Raw genomic sequence first — 22,947 nt, forward strand, 5'->3', positions numbered from 1 at the left:
CGTTCAGTAATTGTCGACCCAGCCCCCGGGCACGCGCACGAAGCTGCCCATGCGATTGGTCAACTGGTCGGCAATGGCCTGCTGGTAGGCGATATCCATCGCGCCGCTGGTCTGCATGCTTCCGCCGACCAGCACGATGCCGTTGATCAGCAAGGTGGCGCCCCCGGCGTTGTTCCAGCTCAGGTTGCCGGTCGCCACCAGCATGCCGTTCAGGATGAAAGGGCCATCCAGGCTGATATTGCCGTCGGCGATGATCAGCACCGGGTCGCCGGGTGAGCCGATCGTCTTGTTGCTGCTGAAACTCATGGAGCCGGCAACCCAAAGGATGCGCGAGCCGGCGTTGTAAGCGGTCTGCAGCGCGTTCGAACAGTCGCCGCTGCAGGTCACGGTGCGCAGCGACGGGTGCTGGAAATAGCGGGTCGGCGTGGCTCCCATGAACATCTTGAAGACGTCAGGGGCGGCGCTCAGTGCCTGGTCGTTCTGGATGCTCGCCTGGCTGGGATCCGTTCCGGGCACGCTCTGCATGCGGGCGTTGTTCATGCCCGACCAACTGCCCCCGATGTCCAGCAGCAGGCCTGCCGAGCGCGGGTCGGTGTTGTGCAGGCCCAGGCCGGCGCCCGTCATGTCGAGGTTGCCCTTGACGACGAGGGGAGTGGCCGGAGGCGTGCGCACGGCGCTGACGAGGGCGATCGTCGAATTGAACCTGACCATCGCCCACTGCGACGTGCTGCGGCTGGAAGCGTTGGAGCCCGCGCAATTGTCGACCACGCTGTCCGTGCAGCCGGTCGAAATCAGTTGGATGGTGCCGCCACGAGACCCGGCTATCGCCCGGATGCCGAAGCTCGGTATCAGGTCCGTCCCGCCTGCCGCGGCCGGCGGGACGCGAGTGTTGATGGCCGGGCAGCGACAGGCCCAACCGGCGTTTGCGTTGTCGCGCGTGCAGTCAGCGAAAATGGGCGCGTAATTGAGCTTCGTCAGGACGATGCTGCGGTCGCTGGGGTTGATCTGCAGATATTTGTCGGCAAATCGCTGGCCGCCCACGGCCAGAGGCTGGCAATTGGCATCGATGGCCGGCCCGTTCAACTGGGCCAGTGCCCATTCGATGCCGCCTTCTGCGACCTCCTGGGACAGGGCTGCACGCGCATAGCTGCCCGCGATGCGCTGCTCGAACAGCAGTCCCCGGTTGGCGTAGGCCGCAAGCAGGGCCATGACCAGGAAGAGCACCATGACCACGATCAGCGTTGCAGCGCCGCGCTCACGTATTCCCGACAGGTGTAGGTTGCTTGGCCTCACGGGCACGCTCCGGTGATCGTCTCGGCACGCATGCGCTCGGTGCCCGACAGCGTCCTGACGACGTTCACATCGTGCTTGGCCTGACCCACGATCTTGAAATTGACTTCGCGTACAGCCTGGCTGGGGCAATTCGGCGTGCCGGGCAAATCGCAGGGCTGATCGCAAAAACCGCCCAGGTTGATGGCGGTGCTGGTCACATTCACGCGGAAATCCTTGATCCGCAGATTGTCGGGGTCGGTAATGGGTTGCCAGTTCGGCTGTCCGTCGGCACCCACGCCGAGTTGCATGTAGAGCACCTCCGTCGTCTTGTCCCACTTGAACCCGAATTGCTCGTTGCTCGATGGCGTGCCGGTCGGGCTGTACTTGAGGGTGACTGGATCCTGCCGGGCATATAGATAGCTCACAACCGTGCCGGTCGTCGAGTCGACGGTCACCGTCAGCGGTGCGTACTGGTTGACGCCGGCCGTTCCTGGGCTTTGCTCCGTCAGGCTCCCAACGGCCTTGGCCGGCGCCCAGACCCCGAGATCGGCCTGGCCCCGAAAACCGGCGCGCCGCATCTCTTGCTGCAGCAGGTCCGCGGCGGTGCGCAAGTCCTGCTGGACCTGGGTTTCGAGGATCAGCCGGCGGTGCTCGTTGATCTGGTTGACCGCGACCAGCGAAGCCCCTGCCGCCACGATCAGGCCGACCGTAATGCCCACCATCAGCTCGACCAGCCCCAGGCCGCGCTGACGCTGGCGGATGTATTTCATCAGCATGCTGGATAACCGCCCAAGCTGCCGCTCGGCGCGCAGACATGCACACGCCCGAGGTCGTTGTATTCGATGCGCAGTTGGGCGCCAGTGCGCTGCCCTGTCACCGTGAGTTGGAAATTCTGCACGTTCGTGTAATGGACGTTGCGCGAGAAACTCAGCACGTTGCCGCCAGCCCCCCAAACTGCCGAGGCCACAAAGGAAACGCCCGTACTCTTGGGCAACAGGAATTCACGCAACGTGACGCTGGCTCCTTTGACTTGCGAGCAGGCATCGCTGGTGGCGACGTTGCAACCGCAGGTATCCCGGGAACTCTGCGTCACCAGACGTGCGCAACTGACTTGACTGTCAACTGACGGCTCAAGGTGCAGGTTCAGCACAGCGCCAGTGACATTTGTTTCGGACTTCGCATAGCTGAAGATACTGGCCAGCTCTTGGGTGGCAGCCACGACGCGGCGGCGCTCCATCATCTCCGCCAAGGAGGGGGCAGCGGCGGCGGCGATCACGCCAAGCACGGCCAGAGCCACCAGAATCTCCACCAGCGTGAGGCCCCGTCGACGAGCGGCCATGGCGATCGAATGGAGCTGCCTCATGTCAACGCCCCCAGCAGGCCAAGCGCGTGTCGGCATTGGTGGTGTCGTAGGCAAGGTATTGCAACTTGGCACCGTCCAATTGCACGCTCATCTGTGCACAGACCGTGTCGTTCTTTTGCCGGCCGGAGGCGTTGATTGCAGCGGTCACCACATAGCCCGACACCAGCGAAGCCGGATTGCCGACTCCTGCGGTGCTGACGTCGTAATTCGATGTGATCGCGCTGGCGTCCACATTGAGTGCGTCCAGACTCGATGCGTAGGCGCTGTTGTTGGCTCGGTAACGCTCCTGCGCCTGAACGACTGCCGTCAGCACCGCCATCGCATCCGCGCGCCGGCCGCGTTGCACGAAGGACGTGTAGGCCGGGTAGGCGACGGCAGCGAGGATGCCGACGATGACGACGGCCACCATCAGCTCGATCAGTGTGAAGCCCTGCCGGGCCCGACGAAGAGGCTGGCGCATGGATGGATTCTCGGCAGGGCACTCCAGATGCTCCGTTATGCGGATGCCGTTCATCCGGGTTCTACTACCGCTGGTCGGGCGCCACCATGAATGAAGGGTTTAGGCACATTTCGTCATGCCTGCCATCCTCGGGCCGGTGTAGCAACTGCGCACGCGGCCGGTTATCGCGATCACCTGCCGCACGCCGCTGCCGCTGGCCAGCTTCAGCTCGATGCTGCCGGTCTGCGTCACGAGGCCCTGGCGATGCTGGAATGTCAGCGTCTCGGCGTTGCTGCGCAGCGTGAGGGGCTGGCTGGCAGGCAGCCATTCGGCCTTGATGACCTCGCTGCCCGGCGTCCTGCAGACGGCTTGGCCGGCGGCACAGTCGCAATCGTTGCGGGCGCCGGTGTGCAGCATGTAGCAGGCATTGGCGCCCTTGTTGCTGACTCGGAAGTGGACCGAGTTGCTCATCCGCGCCGCTTCGCTGCGGGCGAAGCGCAGGTCGCTGGCCAGCGCTTCGGCGCCAGCCCGCAGCGCACGCTCCTGCAACATCTGGTTCATGGCCGGCAGGGCCTGGCCGATCAGCACGGCGCCGATGCCGAGGCCGACGCAGAGCTCGACCAGGGTGAAACCACGGCTGCTGCGGCGGATCTTGGTGGTGAGCTTCATGGTGCTGCCTTCGGTTCGTTGCTGTGGAACGAACTCTAGGAAGCAGGCTCCGCCGAGTCTTTCCCTCCAAGGGTGAGGCGGCGAAGGAGAAGCTGGGGCGTATCCCCCATGACTCCCTCCAAAGAGGGGAGTGGAAACCCGGGGTCAGATCTCCCGGATCAGCTGACGGAACTCGTCGACGTCCTCGAAGCTGCGATAGACCGACGCGAAGCGGACATAGGCCACCTTGTCAATGCGCTTGAGTTCGCGCATGACGAGCTCGCCCAGGCGGGTGGACGCGATCTCCCGCGCGCCGCTGGCGAGCAGCTTCTCCTCGATGCGGTTGATGGCCGCGTCGATCTGCTCGACGCTGACCGGCCGCTTGCGCAGAGCCAGCTGCATGGAGGCGCGCAGCTTGGTGGCGTCGAAATCGGCGCGCCGCCCGTCCTTCTTGACGACCGAGGGCAGGGCGATGTCTGCCCGCTCATAGGTCGTGAAGCGCTTGTCGCAGGACAGGCAGCGGCGCCGGCGCCGGACAACGTCGCCCTCGTCCGATTCCCGGGTCTCGGCGACCTGGGTCTCGGCGTGAGAGCAGAACGGGCAGCGCATTACGGATTAACCGTCAATCAACCGCGATACACCGGGAAGGCGGCCGTCAGCGCGGCGACCTTCTCGCGCACGGCGGCCAGGTTGGCCTCGTCATGCGGCTTGTCCAGCACGTCGGCGATCAGATGGGCGGTCTGGCGGACCTGCTCCTCCTTGAAGCCGCGCGTCGTCATGGCCGGCGTGCCCAGGCGGATGCCGCTGGTGACCATGGGCTTCTGCGGGTCGTTGGGAATGCCGTTCTTGTTGCAGGTCATGTGGGCGGCGCCCAGGATGGCCTCGGCTTCCTTGCCGGTCAGGTTCTTGGGGCGCAGGTCCACCAGCATGACGTGGCTTTCCGTGCCGCCGGAGACGATGCGCAGGCCGCGCTCGATCAGCGTGTCGGCCAGCACCTTGGCGTTCTTGACGACTTGCTGCTGGTAGGCCTTGAACTCGGGGCCGAGCGCCTCCTTGAAGGCCACCGCCTTGCCGGCGATGACATGCATCAGCGGGCCGCCCTGGATGCCGGGGAAGATGGCCGAGTTGATCTTCTTGGCGATGTCTTCCTTGTTCGTCAGGATGATGCCGCCGCGCGGGCCGCGCAGGCTCTTGTGCGTGGTGGACGTGACGACGTCGGCATGCGGCAGCGGGTTGGGATAGACGCCCGCGGCGATCAGGCCGGCGTAGTGGGCCATGTCGACCATGAAGTAGGCGCCGATTTCCTTGGCGATCCTGCCGAAGCGCTCGAAGTCGATGCGCAGGGAGTAGGCGGACGCGCCGGCGATGATGAGCTTGGGCTTCTTCTCGCGGGCCAGGGCTTCCATCGCGTCGTAGTCGATCTCTTCCTTGGCGTTCAGGCCGTAGGAGATGACGTTGAACCACTTGCCACTCATGTTCAGCGCCATGCCGTGGGTCAGGTGACCGCCTTCGGCCAGGCTCATGCCCATGATGGTGTCGCCGGGCTGCAGCAGCGCGAAGAACACGCCCTGGTTGGCCTGCGAGCCGCTGTTGGGCTGCACATTGGCGTATTCGGCGCCGAAGAGCTGCTTCAGGCGGTCGATGGCCAGCTGCTCGACGACGTCGACGTATTCGCAGCCGCCGTAGTAGCGCTTGCCGGGGTAGCCCTCGGCGTACTTGTTGGTCAGTTGGCTGCCCTGGGCCTGCATGACGGCCGGCGAGGTGTAGTTCTCGCTGGCGATCAGCTCGATATGGTCTTCTTGGCGGCGGTTCTCGTTCTGGACGGCAGTCCAGAGTTCGGGGTCGACCAGGGCGAGGGTGGAGGTGGTGCGGTCAAACATGGCTGGTGTTGTTCCGAAGGTCAGGCGGTGAATCCGTGGCGATCACGCGGGGCGCGATACCAGGGCTGCCCAGGCGAACGGCTGAAAGCGGCTGAAGCAGCCGCCTCACGCTCCCCGGTGGTGGCCCACCTCGGGTCAGCTCGTGACCCTGATCGCCAGTCGCGTGAGCGCCCAGTGTAGTTCAGCGCAGCAGCGCGACCTGGGCCGATTCGCCCGCCGGCGCGGACGCGGCCTCGCGCAGCGGGCGCGCGCTGGCGCTGGCCGGCACGGTGCGCCCGGCGGCCACGGCCTTGAGCAGGTCGTGCTCGGCCAGCACGCGCGAGGCGTAGCCCGTGTCCTCGGGCAGGTTGGCCGCGCCGACGTAGTAGCGCAGGCCTTCCTCCAGGCTGCCGCCGCGCTGGATGCATTCCTTCAGCACCTGCACGCCGACGCGCAGATTGGTCACCGGGTCGAAGGCTGCCAGCGTGCCGCCGAAAGCCTCGTACTTGTCGTCGTGCACGCGGGTCATGACCTGCATCAGGCCCTGGGCGCCGACGGCGCTCTGCGCAAACGGGTTGAAGCCCGACTCGATGGCCATGATGGACAGGATCAGCGTCGGCTCGACCTTGGCGCGGTTGCCGACGGCCCAGGCTTCCTGGACGAGGCGGCTGATGGGCTCGGGGGCGACGTGGTAGCGGCGCGCCAGCCAATGGGCCACGGCGGCCTGCTGGCGGCTCAGTTCGCGCGGGTCGGTGGCGGTGGCACGGGCGATCGCGTCGGGCTCGGCGCTGGCCAGCAGCGTGTTGCCTTCGGCCTCGGCGCGGGCTTCCTGGCGGGCGTTCAGCCAGCCGAGGGCGGCCGATTCCAGGCTCTCGCGCAAGCCGGCCTGGCTCGTGAACACCAGCAGCACCGACACCACGGCCAGCCCGACGAGGGCCAGCGTGTTGTGGCTGACCACCAGCAGGCCATTGCCGATGTCCGTCACGAACAGCGACGCTGCATCGCGCGTGTGGCGGGCCAGGCTGATCAGGTCTTGACGTGTCGTCATGCGACTCCTTGTATCGCAGCCCGCCACAGGCTGGCCGCTTGTCGAAGCGGGCGGTCTGGACGGGGCGACGGTGATAATTTCCCGGCCGTTGCTCTGGGCCTGTGGCACTTCGGTGCCCGGTGGACCCGGCCGGTTGGGCTTCAGTACAAACCCGAGGCCGTGAATTCTCTACGGGTCGAAGATAACCCGTCAAGGCTGTTTTAGCCGATCAAAACTACTTTAAGTTATGAAATACAGCGACCTGAGGGACTTCATCGCCGGGCTGGAGGGGTTGGGCGAACTCAAGCGCGTGCGTGAAAAAGTCTCGCCGGTGCTGGAGATGACGGCGCTCAGCGACCGGGTGCTGCGGGCCGGAGGGCCGGCCCTGTTGTTCGAGGCGCCGACGGGGCATTCCACGCCGGCCTTGACCAATCTTTTTGGGACAACCCGGCGCGTCGCACTCGGCATGGGGGCTGAATCCCTGGCCGATCTGCGGGATGTCGGCCGGGTTCTGGCCAGCCTCAAGGAGCCCGACCCGCCCAAGGGCTTGAAGGACACGGCCAAGCTGCTTCAGATGGCCAAGGCGCTGTGGGACATGAAACCCGCCGTGCAGCGCCGTGCGGCCTGCCAGGAAGAGGTGCTGGAGGGCGCCGACATCGACCTGGGCCGCCTGCCCATCCAGACCTGCTGGCCGGATGACGCCGCCCCCCTGATCACGTGGGGACTCGTCATCACCCGGGGGCCGGCCCGGGCGCGCCAGAACCTCGGCATCTACCGCCAGCAACTCATCGGCCGGCGCCATGTCATCATGCGCTGGCTGGCCCATCGGGGTGGCGCGCTGGACTTCCGCGACCACGCGCTGGCCCACCCCGGCCAGCCCTTCCCGATTGCCGTCGCGCTGGGCGCGGACCCCGCCACCATCCTCGGCGCGGTCACGCCGGTGCCGGACAGCCTCTCCGAGTACCAGTTCGCCGGCCTGCTGCGGGGCTCGCGCACCGAACTGGTCAACACCGGCGTCGGCCGCGAGGGTCTGCCGCTGCAGGCGCCGGCCTCGGCCGAGATCGTGCTTGAGGGGCATATCCCGCCCGCCGAACCGGGCTATGTGGGCGTCAGCGAGCGCGGCGTGCCGCTGAAGGAGAAGGGGGGCTATCTGCACGCGCTGGAAGGCCCCTTCGGCGACCACACCGGCTATTACAACGAGCAGGACTGGTTTCCGGTCTTCGAGATCACGCGCCAGACCCAGCGCAAGAACCCCATCTACCACTCCACCTACACCGGCAAGCCGCCCGACGAGCCCGCCATCCTCGGCGTCGCGCTCAACGAGGTCTTCGTGCCCATCCTGCAGAAGCAGTTTCCGGAGATCGTCGACTTCTACCTGCCGCCCGAGGGCTGTAGCTACCGCATGGCCGTCGTGTCGATCAAGAAGGCCTATCCGGGCCATGCCAAGCGGCTGATGTTCGGCATCTGGAGCTTTCTGCGCCAGTTCATGTACACCAAGTTCATCGTCGTCGTGGACGACGACATCGACACGCGCAACTGGCAGGAGGTGATCTGGGCCATCACGACCCGCATGGACCCGGTGCGTGACACGACCCTGGTCGACAACACGCCCATCGACTATCTCGACTTCGCATCGCCGGTCAGCGGCCTGGGCGGCAAGATGGGGCTGGACGCCACCAACAAATGGCCCGGCGAGACCAGCCGCGAATGGGGACGCGGCATCAGCCTGCCGGCCGAGGTCACAAAGCGGGCCGAGGCGCTATTCGGGCAACTCTTCTTGAACCCGGTTGGAGGCTCGCCTACTGTTTGAGTGCCTTTTCAGGCAAACCCTCTGGCGCAATCTTTGCGCGCCAGGAGCCCAGTGGCAGATAGCCTCTGAGCCCCAAGGTGGCCTCGCCACCCACCCCGCCCGGCCTTCAAGCCCGGCGGGGTTTCTATTTGTGCAGCCCGTTCAGCGGCCGGCCCACCAGGCCAGCGTCTCGTAGACGATGTTGCGCACCCGGGCGAAGCCTTCGACCGACGGGCACCAGTCGTCGAAGCTGCTCAGCGCGTCGTCGCGCAGGCCGACGGGCGCCGGCACGATGGCGATGCCCAGTGGCGCAGCCACGCCCTCGAAGGCGCGCACGGCCCGGGGCATATGACCGTCATCGGTGACCAGCAGCACCCGCTTCACGCCGCTGGCCATCAGCATCGGCAGCGAGTTGGCCGCGTTCTCGCGCGTGTCCCGCGAGCGGGACTCGGACCAGCGCAGCGGCAGGCCATAGTCCTCGGCGGCGACTCGGGCCACGATCTCGGCCTCGGGCTGGCGCAGTTCCGTCGCCGTCCAGCCGATGCCACCCGAGAAGGCCAGGGGCCAGCCGGTGCGCCGGGCCAGCCAGACGCCATAGGCCAAGCGTTCGGCCGTGTGGCGCCGCGGCGCGCCCGCGTCGTATTCGGGCAGGTGGCGGTGCACGCCGCCGCCCAGCACCAGCACGACACCGTCCTGGCTGCCCCTGAGCGCCTCGACCTGGGTGCGGCTCAGGGCCGGCGGTGGCCGCCGGGCCCGGCTCAGCAATTCGCCGGCAGCCTCGGTCGCCGACAGCCAGGCCAGCACCAGCGCCAGGCCCAGCATCCAGCCGCCCCATCGGCGGCCGCGCTTGAGCCGCCAGCCGCCCCAGGCCGCCAGCAGCAGCATCGGCGCGGGCGGCAGCACGGCGGCCAGCAACAGGGTCTTGAAACCCGAGTAATCGAGAGTGAGGCTCACGGCCGGCATCATCGCCGACATCAATAATGCGAGGCGTGATGATCGACCGCCGCTCCCTCCTTCGCCTCACCCTCCGGACCCTGGCCGCGCTGGCGGTCGTCGTCGTGCTGGCCCTGCTCGCCGCGACGCTTGCCCTGCCGGGCTGGATCACCGGCCGCGGTGCTGCGCTCGCCACCGAGGCCCTGGGCCGAACGGTGCACATCGAGCAGGCACGCTTCCAGCCCTGGCGCCTGGGCGTCGTCGTCGAGGGGCTGAGCATCGCCGGCCCGGCTGCGGGCCAGCCACCGCTGTTCAAGCTCGACCGGCTGGATGCCGCGCTGTCGCTGCGCTCCCTGCTGCGGGGGCGTGCCGTCGTCGAGTCAGTGGTGCTGACCCGGCCCGAACTGCGCGTCGCCCGCCTGTCCGATGGGCATTACGACATCGACGACCTGATCCAGCGCTTCGCCGCCAAGCCCGAGGCCAAGCCGGCACCCGACGCCGCCGAACCCGAGTTCGCCGTTTACAACATCGAGCTCAGCGAGGGGCTCGTCGCCTTCGACGACCGCCCCGTGCAGCGCAGGCATGAGCTGGCCGGCCTGCATCTGGCGCTGCCCTTCGTGTCCACGCTGCCGGCCGACGTGGCCGTCAAGGTTCTGCCGCATCTGAGCGGCAAGCTCGACGGCGTCGCCTTCGACAGCCGCGCCGAGGCGCTGCCTTTCGAGGACGACGCCAGCGCCCGTCTGTCCTTCAAGCTCGCCGGCCTGGACCTCGCGCCGCTGGCCGCCTACATCCCCGCCAGTGCGCCGCTGCGCCTGAGCACCGGCAGGCTCGATGTCGACCTGGCGCTGGACTTTTCCGAGCATCCCAAGCAGCCGCCCGGCGTCAAGCTCAGCGGCGGCATCCAGCTGCACGAGTTGGCGCTGACCCAGCCCGACGGCCAGCCCCTGCTGGGCTTCAAGCGCCTGAGCCTGCCGCTGGTCGACGTGCAGCCGCTGCGCCACCAGGTCGGCCTCGGCCAGATCCTGCTGGAGTCGCCCAGTGCCTGGTTGCACCCGCTGCCGGCGGCACCAGCCGCAGCGGCTTCCGCGCCCACGGCCACCCAGCCCTGGCAGGTCAGCGTTGCCGGCCTGGAGGTCAGGGACGGCCGCTTCACCGCGCGCGACCTCGCGCTGGACGCCATCCAGCTCAAGCTCGGCCCCGCTGCCTGGCCGCTGAAGCAGCCGGCCCAACTCGACGCCAGCCTGCGCCTGGACCAGGCCACGCTGAGCGCGCGGGCCAAGCTCGCGCCCGAACTGCTCGAGGCCGATGCCGAGCTGAACGGCCTCGCCGTCGAGCGCCTGGCCGCCTGGCTGCCGCTGCCCAGGGGCATGCGCGTCGCGGCCGGTGTGTCGACCAAGGCCGCACTGCAGGTCAAGGAGCCGCTGGCCGAGGGCGCCGCCGAGCGCGCCAACCTAAGCCTCAGCGAGCTACGCATCAGCGACGTACGCGTCGGTCTGGCAGGCGCCGGCAAGCCGTTGCTGACGCTGGCCAGCGCCGAGCTCGACCAGGCCGAGGTCGAGCCCGGCCGCCACGCGCTCCGCCTGGGCCGGCTGAAGCTGGACGCGCCGCGGGCCCAGCTCGCCCGCGAGCATGACGGGCGCCTGAGCATCGCCGCCTTGCTGCCCGCTGAAGGTGCGTCCACTGCCAGGTCCTCCGGCCCGGCCTGGACCGTGCGGCTGGCCGGCCTCGCCGTCGAACGCGGCGCATTGCGCTGGCGCGATGCTGCCGTACCCGAGGGCGTGGCGCCGGTGGCCGTGGTGGTCGAGCCGCTGCAACTGCAGCTCGGCGCGCTGGCCTGGCCGTCGGCCGCGCCGGTGCAGGCCCAGCTGTCGGCCCGACTCGCAGCGCTGGGCGCCAATGACCAGCCCATTGCCGCCAGCGCCGGCAGCCTGCAATGGAATGGCCGCGTCGGCCTCGCACCCTTGTCGACGCGCGGCAAGGTGCAGGCCAAGGCCCTGCCGCTGCAGCTCTTCAACGCCTACCTGGACCCGGCCTGGGGCCTGCATCTGCAGCGCGCCGAGCTGGGGCTGAAGGCCGATGTCAGCGCCGCCCGCCAGGCCTCCGGCTGGCAGGCCGGCGTGGACGGCGACCTGCGCCTGGGGCCGCTGGCCGTGCAGCAGGCGCGCTCCATCGATGGCCAGCGCGTCGTCGGCGAAGACCTGCTGAGCTGGCAGGCCCTGCAGCTCGACGGTCTGAAGCTCGCGCTGTTGCCCGGTGCGCCGCCGAAGCTGGCCGTGCGCGAGGCCGTGCTGGACGAGGCCTATGCCCGCCTCATCGTCAGCGAGGAGGGGCGCTTCAACCTGCGCGACATCGGCCCGGCCGAAGCCGCCGCTGCAGCAGCGTCGGCGCCTGCGGCATCGGGCCCGCCGCCCGAGTTCGCCGTCGAGCGCATCCGCGTGAACCGCAGCTTCGTCGACTTCAACGACCGCTTCGTGCGCCCGCACTACAGCGCCCGCCTCAGCGAGTTGCAGGGCTCGCTCGGCGCGTTCTCGTCGGCCAGCCCCGCGATGGCGCCGCTGACGCTGCGCGGCAAGGTGGCCGGCACCGGACTGCTCGAGATCGACGGGCAGCTGAAGCCGGGCGCGCCGCTGGCCATGGACATTGCCGCCAACGCCACCGACATCGAGCTCGCGCCGCTGTCGCCCTATGCCGGCAAATACGCCGGCTATGCGATCGAGCGCGGCAAGCTGTCGACCAAGCTGCACTACAAGATCGAGCCCGGCGGCTCCCTGAGCGCCAGCAACCAGATCATCCTCAACCAGCTGACCTTCGGCGACAAGGTCGAGAGCCCCGACGCGACGACGCTGCCGGTGCGCTTCGCCGTTGCGCTGCTGAAGGACCGCAACGGCGTCATCGACGTCAACCTGCCCATCAGCGGCTCGCTGAACGACCCGCAGTTCAGCGTCGGCGGCATCGTCTGGAAGCTCATCCTGAACCTGATCGGCAAGGCGCTGACCTCGCCCTTCTCGCTGTTCATGGGCAGTGACGCGCCCGAGGAGGCCGAAATCGCCTTCGCGCCCGGCGGTGCCGAACTGGGAGACACGGCCAAGCTCGACCGCATTGCCCAGCTGCTGACCGACAAGCCCGGCGTGCAGCTGACGCTGACCGGATGGGCCGATCCCAGCGCCGAGGCCGCCGCCATCCGCGAGCAGCGGCTGGACAACGCGCTGAAGGCCGAGAACGCGGGCACGCCGGCCGACGCGCTCAAGCGCCTCTACCAGGCCACCAAGCTGCCCAACAAGCCTCGGAACCTCATCGGCATGGCCAAGGACCTGCCGCCCGAGCAGATGCGCGCGCTGCTGCTGGCCAACTATGCGGTCGACGCCGAGGCCCTGCGCCAGCTCGCCGTGGCCCGGGCCGTGGCCGTGCGGGATGCACTGCTGGCGCGCGGTGCACCGAACGCCCGCGTCTTCCTGGCCGCCCCCAAGCTCTGCGACGGGGCTTGCGCCGCCGGCTGGCATCCCCACGTCGAAATGTCCCTCGGTGCCCACTGAAAGACGCCCATGACCGCAAGCAATCTCGAACGCATCACCCTGGCCGGCGGCTGCTTCTGGTGCCTGGAGGCCGTCTACGAGCGGGTGCGCGGCGTGCACCAGGTCGAGAACGGCTACAGCAACGGCCAGGCCGCCAACCCCAACTACGAGCAGGTCTGCAGCGGCCATACCGGCCATGCCGAGGTCGTGCGCATCGACTTCGACCCCGCCGTGGTCTCGCTGCGCGAGCTGCTCGAAGTTTTCTTCACCATCCACGACCCGACGACGCTAAACCGCCAGGGCGCCGATGCCGGCACGCAGTACCGCTCCGGCATCTACTGGCATGGCGAGGCTCAGCGCCAACTGGCGGCCGAGGTGCTGGGCGAGGCCAACGAGCACCACGCTGGCCGTGTCGTCACCGAGTTGCTGCCCGAGACCAACTACCACCCGGCCGAGGCCTACCACCAGCATTACTACGCCCGCAACCCCGAGCAGGGCTATTGCGCCTTCGTCGTCGCCGGCAAGGTGGACAAATTCCTGGCCAGCTTCAAGCGGCTCGTGAAGTGATGCTGGCCTGGCAGGGGCTGGCCCACCACTACGCCGGCGCCGAACATGCGATCCGCTATGCCGACTTCGCGCTGGGCCACGGCCGGCACCTGCTGCTGCGCGGCGCCTCGGGCTCCGGCAAGTCGACGCTGCTGGCCCTGCTGTCCGGCCTGCTGCGCGTGCAGCAGGGCTGGCTGGAGGTGGCCGGCACCGAGCTCGCGGCCCTGAGCCCGCGCGAACTGGACGCCTGGCGGGGTGCGACGCTGGGCGTCGTGCCGCAGCGCCTGCACCTGAGCGAGGCGCTGACGGTGGCCGAAAACCTCGCCCTGCCGGCCCTGGCCGCAGGGCAGGGCGCCGACCCGGCCCGCGCGGCCGAGCTGCTCGACGCGCTGGACATCGCCGGCCTGGCCGGCCGCCGGCCGCACCAGCTCAGCGTCGGCCAAGCCCAGCGCGTGGCGCTGGCCCGCGCGCTGATGCGCCGGCCGCGCCTGCTGCTGGCCGACGAGCCCAGCGCCAACCTGGACGACGAGCACACCGTGAACATGCTGGCCCTGCTGCTGGACGCGGCCGAGCGCGAGGGCTGCACGCTGGTCATCGCCAGCCATGACGCCCGCGTCGTCGAGGCCCTGGGCGGGCGGGACGACGTTTCGGAGCTGAGCCTGTGATCCGCCTCGCCTGGCGCTATCTCTGGTCCAGCCCGCTGACGACGGCGCTGAACCTGCTGCTGCTGACCCTTGGCCTCGCGGCCGTGACCTTCGTGCTGCGCGCCAGCGCCCAGGTCGAGGCCGGGCTCAGGCGCGACCTGGCGGGCATCGACCTCGTCGTCGGTGCCAAGGGCAGCCCGATGCAGATCATGCTGGCCGGCGTCTTCCACCTCGATGCGCCGACCGGCAACATCCCGCTGGCGACGCTGGCGCTGCTGAAGAAGCAGCCGCTGGTGGCCCAGGCCGTGCCGTTGTCGCTGGGCGACTCCTTCCGCGGCTACCGCATTGCCGGCACGACGCCGGACTATGTCGACCTCTACGGCGGCCGGCTGGGGCAGGGAGCGCTTTGGACGAAGCCCATGCAGGCCGTGCTGGGCGCCGAGGTGGCCCACGTCAGCGGGCTCAAGGTCGGCGACCGTTTCGCCGGCAGCCATGGCCTGGCCGAGGGCGGCGGTGCCCATGGCGACCATCTCTTCGAGGTCGTCGGCGTGCTGGCCGAATCGGGCAGCGTGCTGGACCGCCTGGTGCTGACCGACCTGGCCTCGGTCTGGCAGGTGCACGAGGAGCACCATGCCGGCGAGGCCCATGACGAGGCAGCCGACGACAGGCGCGAGATCACGCTGGCCCTGGTGCGCTACCGCAGCCCGCTGGCGGCCGTGATGCTGCCGCGCTGGGTCAATGCGCAGGACGGCCTGCAGTCCGCCGCGCCGGCGCTGGAAACGGCCCGGCTGATGCGCCTCGTCGGTGCCGGTACCGAGGTGCTCCGTGGCTTCGGCCTCGTGCTGCTGGCCGCGGCGGGGCTGTCGGTCTGGGTTGCGCTGCTGCACGCGGTGCGCGCGCGCCAGGGTGACCTGGCCATGCTGCGCATGCTGGGCGCACCGGCTCGCCGTGTCGCGGCTCTGATCGCGCTGGAAGCCCTGCTGCTGGCCGGCCTGGCCGCCGTGCTGGGCTTGGCGGCTGGCCACGGCCTGGTTGCGGTGCTGGAACGGCTGCTGGCCGAGCGCCAGTCGCTGCGGCTGGGCGCGTTGGGCTGGAGCGAGGCGGAATGGCTGGTGCCGCTGCTGGCTGGCGGCCTCGCACTGCTGGCCGCCGCCTGGCCGGCCTGGCGGGCCTATCGCCTGGACGTCACGACTCTGCTGCAAGCTCCGCGTTGAACGTCCCACCCCCTACCGGCTTCGCCGGCCCCCTCAAGGGGGCGAGGCCGCAGGATCGGGAAAGCCGGATCCTCGGCTTCCGCGCGATGGAGCCCTGCGCTGAGCGCGGGCTTTGGTGCTCACAGCGGTGGGGGCGGAGAATCTCGATATTCGTATTGGCGAACGCCACCTAAGCCATGAAATTTCTCGTTGCAGCTCTTCTCTCGGTCTCCACCGCCGTGATGGCCCAGGTTTCGCCCGCCATCGGCCAAGGCCCCGGCTATCACGACCCGCGCAGCCCCTTCAAGCCGCTCGAGGAGCGCAGCGACATCGTGTCCTGGAAGCTGCTGTCCCAGGTTACGGCCAAGGCCGAGAAGAAGAAGATCGTGCCGACCTTCCCGGCCGCTGTGCAGGCGCTGGATCGCAGGACGGTCAAGGTGCAGGGCTTCATGATGCCGCTGGAGGCGGGTGACAAGCAGCAGCACTTCCTGCTGTCCTCGGTGCCGACGACCTGCGCCTTCTGCGTGCCGGCCGGCCCCGAAGGCCTTGTCGAGGTGCGCACGAAGAAGCCCGTGCGCTACACGCTGGAGCCGGTCGTCGTCGAAGGCCAACTGGCCGTGCTGACCGACGACCCCTACGGCCTCTATTACCGTGTCGACGAGGGCGACGCCGTCAATTAATTAAGGCGCAAGCCGTTCGCGGACCCAGGCGCCGGCATCGAGCCTGAAGACCAGCCGGTCGTGCAGCCGCGAGCGGCGCCCCTGCCAGAACTCGAAACGATCCGGCAGCAGGCGATAGCCGCCCCAATGCGGCGGCCGTTCGGGGTTCAGGCCATGCTGGACCGCCGCCTTGGCGGCGTTGGCCACCAGCACGGCGCGCGAGCTGATGACTCGGCTCTGCGGCGAGGCCCAGGCTCCGAGCCGCGAATCCAGCGGCCGGCTCCTGAAGTAGTCGTCCGACTCCTCGGCTGAGGTCTTCTCGACCCGGCCCTCGATGCGCACGACGCGCTCCATCTCCACCCAGTGAAACTGCAAGGCGGCGTAGGGGCTGTGTGCCAGCTCCTGGCCCTTGCGGCTTTCGTAGTTCGTGAACCAGACCATGCCGCGTGCATCGCAGCCCTTGAGCAGCACGACGCGCGTCGAAGGCCGTCCATCGGCGCCCACGGTGGCCACGGTCATCGCTGTCGGTTCGGACACATCGTGGGCGATGGCCTCGTCCATCCAGCGGTTGAAGAGGGCCAGCGGGCCGTCCGAGGCCTGATCCTCGTCCAGCTCGCCCAGTTCGTAACTCTTTCGGAATTCGCTCAACTTGCTCATAGGACCGAAGTATGCAGACCTTCCCTTAAGTGAACCTCCCAGTTTCAAGCGCAGGGCCGCTCGGCATGCTTGTGGCACCGCAGCAAAGGCCGAAATGCCCTGCCGCAAGGGATTGCCAAGGACGACCACCGAATGATGAAACGACGCCCCGCCGTCGTCGTGCTGGCCGCAGGACGCGGCTCGCGCTTCCGCGGCCCGGGCCACAAGCTCGAGCAGAACCTGGGCGGCGCGTCCGGTGCGGAAACCCTGCTCGCGCGCAGCCTGCGCCATGCCATTGCCACGCGGCTTCCCGTCGTCGTCGTGACGACGCCGGCCCTGGCCCCGGCCGTGCACCAGCTCGTCGCGGCGCGCGATATCGTGACCCTGCCCGAACGCGATGCCCAGGGGCGGCTTCAGCCCGTCGGCATGGGACATTCCATCGTTGCCGGTGTCAGTGCCACGGGCGATGCCGATGGCTGGCTCATCCTGCCGGCCGACATGCCGCTGGTGCGGCCCGCCACCATCATGGCCGTGGCCGAAGGCCTGGAGCGCTACCCCGTCTGTTACGCCCAGTACCGCGGCATCCAGGGCCATCCGGTCGGTTTCGGCACCGAGCTTTATTCCGAGCTGGTGGCCCTGAGCGGCGACGAGGGTGCCCGGCGCATCGTGGCCCGCTACGCCGCCCAGCCCATCGAGGTGGACGACCCCGGCGTGCACATCGACGTCGACACCGCCGAAGATCTCGCTCGCCTGCGCAGCTGAGGGCCTGGGTCAGGGCGGCGCGCACAGTCCGTGGCGCGCGGCCAGGTGCGCCTGGCGCTCCAACTCGGCGTCGCGGATGCCGTGCTCGCGCAAGCCCTGGACGGTGCGCAGCAGATAGTCCAGTGTCGTGCCGTAACGGCCCCGGGCATGGCGGAAGATGTGCAGCAGCTCGGGCTCGCGCAGCGGGCCGGTCCAGCTCGGGCTCTGGCGCGACAGCGTGAAGGCCAGTGCCCGCTGCCGCCCGGCGGGCGTCTCGCAGTTCAGCCAGCGTGGCTCGTAGACGCCGTTGGGCATCTCCCGGTCCCAGAGCTGCACCAGCACACCCTCGCCGGCGGCACGCGGCACGCGGTAGACCAGGCCGCGACAACTGCCACCCGACACCAGGGCCAGCACCAGGCCCGGCTCCTGTGGCGAGCCACGGTTCGTGCGCGAGCGCATGCGCAGCACGCGGTGAAAGCCCAGCACCCGGGCCGGCAATGCCTGGGCATAGTCGAAATCCGGGCGCCAGATCAGCGAGCCGTAGGCGAACAGCAGCAGGTCATCGCCGCTGGCCCGCCATTCGGCGGCCGTGCGCTGCAGCAGATGGGCGCTGCGCGTCGGGCCGTGCGGAATATTCAATGCGTGTGACGACATCGCCCATCATCTTGTCACGCGAGGTACCCAGGCCGTAACCCACGCTGCCCTGCGGCCAAGTAATATGGTTACCTAAATTCCAGAGGGCAAGTTACAGAATCCAGGCCCAGGAGACCCGAATGCACGCCACACTGACCCGAGTTACCGACCGCATCCGCGAGCGCAGCGCCAAGCTGCGCGGCGACTACCTGGCCCGCATCGCCAGGATGAACGGCCGCCAGCGCGGCTTCGAGCGCATGGGCTGCGCGAACGTCGCCCATGCGGTCGCGGCCCTGCCGGCCAACGACAAGCTGCGCATCGTCGCCGAGAAGGCGCCCCACTTGGGGCTGGTCACGGCCTACAACGACATGCTGTCGGCCCACCAGCCCTACGAGGGCTACCCGGCCCAGATCCGCGCCGAGGCGCATCGCCTGGGCGCCACCGTGCAGGTGGCCGGCGGCGTGCCGGCCATGTGCGATGGCGTCACTCAGGGCCTGCCGGGCATGGAGCTGAGCCTGTTCTCGCGCGACACCATCGCGATGGGCACGGCCATCGCGCTGACCCACGACGTCTTCGACGCGGCGCTGCTGCTGGGCATCTGCGACAAGATCGTGCCGGGCCTCTTGATCGGTGCGCTGCACTTCGGCCATCTGCCCTGCGTCTTCGTGCCGGCCGGGCCGATGAGCTCGGGCATCTCCAACAGCGACAAGGCAAAGGTGCGCGAGCTCTACGCCCAGGGCAAGGTCGGTCGCGACGAGCTGCTGAAGAGCGAGTCCGCCGCCTACCACGGGGCCGGCACCTGCACCTTCTACGGCACGGCGAACAGCAACCAGATGCTGCTCGAGGCCATGGGCCTGCACACGCCTGGCAGCGCCTTCGTGCACCCGCACGACGAGCTGCGCACGGCGCTCACCCGCGAGGCCGTCGCCACCGCGCTGAACATCTCCGGCCGCGTGGCCGGCCAGGCCGCCAAGCCCATCGGCCACGTCGTGGACGAGCGCTGCATCGTCAACGCGATGGTGGCGCTGCTGGCCACCGGCGGCTCGACCAATCACCTGATCCACTGGGTCGCCGTCGCCCGTGCTGCCGGCATCCTGATCGACTGGAGCGATTTCTCCGAGCTTTCGGCCGTCGTGCCGCTGCTGAGCCGCGTCTACCCCAACGGCAGTGCCGACGTGAACCAGTTCCAGGCCGCCGGCGGCCCCGGCTTCGTCATCCGCGAGCTGCTGGATGCCGGCCTGATGCACGAGGACGTGCTCAGCGTCGCCGGCAACAGTCTGCGCCCCTACGCCTTCGTGCCCCGTGCGGTGGGGCAGGGCGGCGAGGTGCTGCGCGAGCCCATGCCGGCCGCCAGCGGCGACGACGGAGTCGTGCGCACCGCCGCCGTTCCCTTCAGTGCCACCGGTGGCCTCAAGCTGCTGGCCGGCAACCTGGGCCGTGCCGTCATCAAGGTGTCGGCCGTGCCCGAGGACCGCCACATCGTCGAGGCTCCCTGCCGCGTGTTCACGACGCAGGAAGCCATGCTGGCCGCCTTCAAAGCCGGCGAGCTGGAGCGAGACGTCGTCGTCGTCGTGCGCTTCCAGGGCCCGCACGCCAACGGCATGCCCGAGCTGCACAAGCTCACGCCGCCGCTGGCCGTGCTGCAGGGCAAGGGCTTCAAGGTTGCCCTCGTCACCGACGGTCGCATGAGCGGCGCCTCGGGCAAGGTGCCGGCGGCCATCCACGTCAGCCCCGAGGCGCTGGCTGGAGGCCCGATCGCCCGCCTGCGTGACGGCGACGTCGTGCGCGTGGACGGCGTCGCCGGCACGCTGCAGGCCCGCGTGCCCGAGGCCGAGTTCGACGCCCGCGAGCTGGCCCGGCTCAGCGCCGACGAGGCCGACGTCAACGGCCACGGCCTGGGCCGCGAGCTTTTCGCCGGCCTGCGCCGCAACGTCCTGAGCGCCGAGGAAGGCGCCGTCACCTGGTTGTAAGACCTGGAGTGCCAGACCGCCCGAGCGAAGCGAGTAGCTCTGGCACCCACTGATTCAGAAATTGACTTCATGCTTGAAACCCTCAGCTTGGCCAGCCACGGCCCCGTCATTCCCGTCATCGTCATCCAGCGCCTGGAAGACGCCGTGCCGCTGGCCGAGGCCCTGGTGGCCGGCGGCGTCAAGGTGCTCGAGGTGACGCTGCGCACGCCGGTTGCGCTTCAGGCCATGGAAGCCATGGCCAAGGTGCCGGGCGCCATCGTCGGCGCCGGCACGCTGCGCAGCCCGCAGGACGTGGCCAACGCGAAGAACGCCGGCTGCCGGTTTGGCGTCAGCCCCGGCTTCACCGAGGCCATCGGCTCAGCTTGCCAACAGCACGGCCTGCCGCTGCTGCCCGGCGTGTCCACCGCCTCCGAGGTCATGCAGGCCAACGCGGCCGGCTACGGCTTCCTGAAGCTCTTCCCGGCCGTCGCGGTCGGTGGCGTGAACCTGTTGAAGGCCCTGGCCGGCCCCTTTCCGGACGTGGCCTTCTGCCCCACCGGCGGCATCTCGTTGCAGACGGCGCCCGACTTCCTGAATCTGCCCAACGTCAAGGTCTGCGGTGGCTCCTGGCTCACGCCTCAGGATGCCGTCGACGCCAAGGACTGGGCGCGCATCACCCGGCTCGCCGCCGAGGCTTCAGCCCTGCGGTAGATCGAGCAGCAGGCAGGTCGTGCTGGCATGCGCGTAGAGCTTGCCGTCGTGGCCGACCAGCGTGGCTTCGGCCGTCGTCACCTGGCGGCCGCGGTGCACGACGCGGCCGATGGCGCGCACCAGCGGCACCCTGTCGCTCAGCGCACGCACGAGGTTGACCTTGAACTCCAGCGTCGTGTAGCCACGGTCCACGGGCAGCGTCGTGTGCACCGAGCAGCCCAGCGCCGAGTCCAGCAGCGTCGCGAACCAGCCGCCGTGCACGCTGCCCAGCGGGTTGTAGTGCCTGAACTGCGGCCGGCCCTGGAAGATGGCCTCACCGTCGGCGACCGAGATCAGCAGGAAGTCCAGCGTCTGGCTGATCGGCGCGCGGGGCGCGAGCCCGTCGACCATGGCCTGCATCTGCTGCAGGCCGGTCTTGCCTGCCAGCATCTCGCGTGAGGCGAGGCCTGGTTCAGGGCGTTGGCGAGCCAGCAGGGCGGCCTCTTCGGCCTGCCATTGCGCGAGGGTGGCGTCGGGATTGGATGCTGTCATGGTGGCGGCTTCGTGGAAGAAGCCGCCGATTCTGCGTAAACGCGCCGCCCCCTGCTGTCACCCAGGTTCAGGCAGCCAGGCGCTGCGCGGCACGGGCGACGCGGCGTGGCGCCTCCAGGCCGCGCAGCTTGTCCAGCACCGGCCCCTGCCAAGGCAGCAGATAGACCAGAGTGGCCAGCATCGCGCGGCGGCGCGAAGACAGCAGAGGCCGCTGATGCTCGTCCAGCAGCAGCACGTTGCAGCGCACGTTGAGCGGGTCGGCCTGCACGACGGTGCCCTCGTCGAGCTCGACCCAATCCCACTCCAGCCAGGCGCAGGCATCGGCGTAGCAGCGCTCCCAGCGCGTCGTGCCGCCGGCACGACGCTCGCCGCTGCGGGCCAGATGCACACGGGTCTGGGCGTGCCGGACATCCTGAGCGGCGCCCGACAGTGCCGCAACCGGCCAGCAGATGCTGCCCTCGGGGAGATGGATCAGGGTCGACATGCAAGCGCCTTTCGGGGTGTAAATCGTGATCGGCGCGCAGTCTCCGGTCATGCCGGACCCGGAACAAGCTGGCAGACTTGACAGGTATGGCCCAGCCCGAAATGAACTACCAGCAGCTGATCGACGTCGGCCTGAGCGAGGACTTCACCAGCTTCGAACGGCGGCTGGTGAAGACGGCCGAGGCACTGGGCTTTCCCATCATTTCGGGCGTGCTGATGCGTGGCCTGCTGCAGGACGCCGACGTAAGGATCACGTCGCTGGGCAATACGCCGGAGGGCTATCTGGCCGCGGCCAAGGATCTCGGCGACGCGCGTCGGGACCCGGTCATGATGAAGCTGATGACGCAGTCGGTGCCGGTGGCCTACGACCAGCAGACCTACGTCGCCGCAGGTGCGGGTGAGCTCTGGGAGATGCAGGCGCCCTACGGCTACAAGACCGGCATTGCGGTCAAGCTGCACCTGCCGGGCGACAAGGTTTTCCTGCTCGGTGTGGACCGAGACGAGGCGCTGCCCGAGTCTGGCCCGCGACTGATGCAGATGGTGGCCGGTCTGCAATTGCTGGCCGCACATGCGCTGACCGCCGCGGACCGGCTGCTGAGCCCCAGGATCAGCAAGGACGACCTGCCCAGGCTGACCAAGCGCGAACTGGATGTGCTGAGCTGGACCTCCCAGGGCAAGACGGCCTGGGAGGTCAGCGTCATCCTCGGCATGAGCGAGAAGACGGTGAACTTCCATCTCGGCAACGCGATGCGCAAGCTGGACGTGAAGTCCAAGCACCAGGCGGTGCTGAAGTGCGTGGCCGCGGGCTTGCTTTGAGGCGCTCCGCGCAGACAACCTGGAAGACTTGCTAGGTTACCGGGAAGCTGAAAACAGGGACAGTCCGGACCCAGCAAGTTGTCTTCCACTGTCGCTGGAGTACCCCATGAAGATCATCGACCTCGTCTACGAAATCCTCGGTCTGCCCCGTCTCGGCGGCTGAACCTCCCGCCCCACACGGCGAGAACCCGACGCGGCCCGCAACGGATGCCCCAGGTGACCGGCTCCAGACAACGAGCTCCTCACCCTTGGCGCATCCGTTGCGGCCCCCGCGTAGAACAGGTTCCCGGCCGCCTCCCAAGCAGCTCAGTGCAAATATCGTGGCCATCTCCGATGCGACCTATGCCCGGCTGCTGAGCCTCGCCGATCAGGCACCGCTCGAATGCCTGCCGCTGACCTCGCGTACGTTGATCTACGCGAAGACCCTGGGCTATCACCAGATCGGCCAGATCCGCAGCACGCCGTCCCATCGCCTGCTCGCCGACTTGGGCGAGGAGCGCACCGAGGAGCTCAAGCGGGCGCTCTACGATTTCGGCATGCGCCAGCCCGCTCCGCACGACTGA

24 protein-coding genes and 1 riboswitch are annotated in these 22,947 nt (G+C 68.8%); of the genes, 11 read left to right on the plus strand and 13 right to left on the minus strand.

What is annotated here, in order from left to right:
* Positions 1-3 precede the first annotated feature (3 nt).
* From EV671_RS15840 to EV671_RS15875, 8 genes are all read right to left on the minus strand, one after another.
* A complete protein-coding gene (locus EV671_RS15840; protein ID WP_277592414.1) occupies positions 4-1,299 on the minus strand; it encodes a pilus assembly PilX family protein in 1,296 nt (431 codons plus the stop codon).
* The gene (locus EV671_RS15845; RefSeq protein WP_132573446.1) at positions 1,290-2,048 is read right to left on the minus strand and encodes a PilW family protein; all 759 of its coding nucleotides are present in this window, start codon (positions 2,046-2,048) and stop codon (positions 1,290-1,292) included. The genes EV671_RS15840 and EV671_RS15845 overlap by 10 nt, the downstream gene beginning before the upstream one ends.
* A complete protein-coding gene (locus EV671_RS15850) occupies positions 2,042-2,635 on the minus strand; it encodes a pilus assembly FimT family protein (RefSeq protein WP_165917595.1) in 594 nt (197 codons plus the stop codon). The genes EV671_RS15845 and EV671_RS15850 overlap by 7 nt, the downstream gene beginning before the upstream one ends.
* A gap of 1 nt (position 2,636) precedes the next feature.
* Positions 2,637-3,149, minus strand: a complete 513-nt coding sequence (locus EV671_RS15855; RefSeq protein WP_132573450.1) for a type IV pilin protein — start codon at positions 3,147-3,149, stop codon at positions 2,637-2,639.
* A 45-nt stretch (positions 3,150-3,194) separates the two neighbouring features.
* Positions 3,195-3,743 carry a GspH/FimT family pseudopilin gene (locus EV671_RS15860; protein ID WP_132573452.1) on the minus strand — a complete coding sequence of 183 codons (549 nt, stop codon included), beginning with the start codon at positions 3,741-3,743 and terminating at the stop codon, positions 3,195-3,197.
* Between the two features lie 144 nt (positions 3,744-3,887).
* Positions 3,888-4,331, minus strand: coding sequence for a transcriptional regulator NrdR (gene nrdR / locus EV671_RS15865; protein ID WP_132573454.1), 444 nt, complete (start codon positions 4,329-4,331; stop codon positions 3,888-3,890).
* 17 nt (positions 4,332-4,348) lie between these two features.
* A complete protein-coding gene (glyA, locus tag EV671_RS15870) occupies positions 4,349-5,602 on the minus strand; it encodes a serine hydroxymethyltransferase (RefSeq protein ID WP_132573456.1) in 1,254 nt (417 codons plus the stop codon).
* 60 nt (positions 5,603-5,662) lie between these two features.
* A riboswitch (ZMP/ZTP riboswitch) is annotated at positions 5,663-5,775 on the minus strand.
* Between the two features lie 8 nt (positions 5,776-5,783).
* Positions 5,784-6,629 carry a lytic transglycosylase domain-containing protein gene (locus tag EV671_RS15875; protein ID WP_132573457.1) on the minus strand — a complete coding sequence of 282 codons (846 nt, stop codon included), beginning with the start codon at positions 6,627-6,629 and terminating at the stop codon, positions 5,784-5,786.
* Positions 6,630-6,855: 226 nt separating this feature from the next.
* Here EV671_RS15875 and ubiD point away from each other — a divergent pair, with 226 nt between their 5' ends.
* Positions 6,856-8,418 (plus strand): 4-hydroxy-3-polyprenylbenzoate decarboxylase, encoded by a 1,563-nt coding sequence (ubiD, locus tag EV671_RS15880; RefSeq protein ID WP_132573458.1) that lies wholly within the window; start codon positions 6,856-6,858, stop codon positions 8,416-8,418.
* A 141-nt stretch (positions 8,419-8,559) separates the two neighbouring features.
* Here the strand turns inward: ubiD and EV671_RS15885 are convergent, their stop codons facing one another.
* A complete protein-coding gene (locus EV671_RS15885) occupies positions 8,560-9,351 on the minus strand; it encodes a YdcF family protein (protein WP_132573460.1) in 792 nt (263 codons plus the stop codon).
* A gap of 38 nt (positions 9,352-9,389) precedes the next feature.
* On the opposite strand from EV671_RS15885, the gene EV671_RS15890 reads away from it, so the two are divergent.
* The 5 genes from EV671_RS15890 (at position 9,390) to EV671_RS15910 (ending at position 15,905) form a co-directional block, all read left to right on the plus strand.
* Positions 9,390-12,863, plus strand: a complete 3,474-nt coding sequence (locus EV671_RS15890) for a DUF748 domain-containing protein (RefSeq protein WP_165917596.1) — start codon at positions 9,390-9,392, stop codon at positions 12,861-12,863.
* A gap of 9 nt (positions 12,864-12,872) precedes the next feature.
* Positions 12,873-13,409 (plus strand): peptide-methionine (S)-S-oxide reductase MsrA, encoded by a 537-nt coding sequence (gene msrA / locus EV671_RS15895; protein ID WP_132573464.1) that lies wholly within the window; start codon positions 12,873-12,875, stop codon positions 13,407-13,409.
* Positions 13,409-14,053 carry an ABC transporter ATP-binding protein gene (locus tag EV671_RS15900; RefSeq protein ID WP_132573466.1) on the plus strand — a complete coding sequence of 215 codons (645 nt, stop codon included), beginning with the start codon at positions 13,409-13,411 and terminating at the stop codon, positions 14,051-14,053. Before msrA ends, EV671_RS15900 begins: the two co-directional genes overlap by 1 nt.
* Positions 14,050-15,246 (plus strand): FtsX-like permease family protein, encoded by a 1,197-nt coding sequence (locus tag EV671_RS15905; RefSeq protein ID WP_132573468.1) that lies wholly within the window; start codon positions 14,050-14,052, stop codon positions 15,244-15,246. The genes EV671_RS15900 and EV671_RS15905 overlap by 4 nt, the downstream gene beginning before the upstream one ends.
* Positions 15,247-15,422: 176 nt before the next feature.
* On the plus strand, positions 15,423-15,905 hold the full coding sequence (locus EV671_RS15910; protein WP_132573470.1) for a DUF3299 domain-containing protein: 483 nt from the start codon (positions 15,423-15,425) through the stop codon (positions 15,903-15,905).
* Here EV671_RS15910 and pdxH read toward each other — a convergent pair whose 3' ends face one another.
* Positions 15,906-16,541 (minus strand): pyridoxamine 5'-phosphate oxidase, encoded by a 636-nt coding sequence (gene pdxH, locus EV671_RS15915; RefSeq protein ID WP_132573472.1) that lies wholly within the window; start codon positions 16,539-16,541, stop codon positions 15,906-15,908.
* A gap of 132 nt (positions 16,542-16,673) precedes the next feature.
* On the opposite strand from pdxH, the gene EV671_RS15920 reads away from it, so the two are divergent.
* Positions 16,674-17,282 carry a nucleotidyltransferase family protein gene (locus EV671_RS15920; RefSeq protein ID WP_341540504.1) on the plus strand — a complete coding sequence of 203 codons (609 nt, stop codon included), beginning with the start codon at positions 16,674-16,676 and terminating at the stop codon, positions 17,280-17,282.
* Positions 17,283-17,291: 9 nt separating this feature from the next.
* Here the strand turns inward: EV671_RS15920 and EV671_RS15925 are convergent, their stop codons facing one another.
* The gene (locus EV671_RS15925) at positions 17,292-17,915 is read right to left on the minus strand and encodes a gamma-glutamylcyclotransferase (protein ID WP_132573476.1); all 624 of its coding nucleotides are present in this window, start codon (positions 17,913-17,915) and stop codon (positions 17,292-17,294) included.
* A 119-nt stretch (positions 17,916-18,034) separates the two neighbouring features.
* Here EV671_RS15925 and edd point away from each other — a divergent pair, with 119 nt between their 5' ends.
* Together edd and eda are read left to right on the plus strand one after the other, a co-directional pair.
* Complete coding sequence (gene edd / locus EV671_RS15930; RefSeq protein ID WP_132573478.1) at positions 18,035-19,864, plus strand: phosphogluconate dehydratase; 1,830 nt, start codon at positions 18,035-18,037, stop codon at positions 19,862-19,864.
* A gap of 69 nt (positions 19,865-19,933) precedes the next feature.
* Positions 19,934-20,554: a bifunctional 4-hydroxy-2-oxoglutarate aldolase/2-dehydro-3-deoxy-phosphogluconate aldolase gene (gene eda, locus EV671_RS15935; protein WP_132573480.1), complete on the plus strand. Its 621-nt coding sequence runs from the start codon at positions 19,934-19,936 to the stop codon at positions 20,552-20,554.
* Here eda and EV671_RS15940 read toward each other — a convergent pair.
* Positions 20,540-21,085, minus strand: a complete 546-nt coding sequence (locus EV671_RS15940) for a PaaI family thioesterase (RefSeq protein ID WP_132573482.1) — start codon at positions 21,083-21,085, stop codon at positions 20,540-20,542. The two genes, eda and EV671_RS15940, sit on opposite strands and share 15 nt — an antisense overlap.
* A 67-nt stretch (positions 21,086-21,152) precedes the next feature.
* A complete protein-coding gene (locus tag EV671_RS15945; RefSeq protein ID WP_132573485.1) occupies positions 21,153-21,569 on the minus strand; it encodes a hypothetical protein in 417 nt (138 codons plus the stop codon).
* 86 nt (positions 21,570-21,655) lie between these two features.
* Between EV671_RS15945 and EV671_RS15950 the strand changes: the two genes are divergently transcribed.
* Positions 21,656-22,384: a helix-turn-helix transcriptional regulator gene (locus tag EV671_RS15950; protein WP_132573487.1), complete on the plus strand. Its 729-nt coding sequence runs from the start codon at positions 21,656-21,658 to the stop codon at positions 22,382-22,384.
* Positions 22,385-22,704: 320 nt separating this feature from the next.
* Positions 22,705-22,947 (plus strand): hypothetical protein, encoded by a 243-nt coding sequence (locus tag EV671_RS15955; RefSeq protein WP_132573489.1) that lies wholly within the window; start codon positions 22,705-22,707, stop codon positions 22,945-22,947.

This window comes from Roseateles saccharophilus (assembly GCF_004342485.1).
GTDB lineage: Bacteria > Pseudomonadota > Gammaproteobacteria > Burkholderiales > Burkholderiaceae_C > Pelomonas > Pelomonas saccharophila.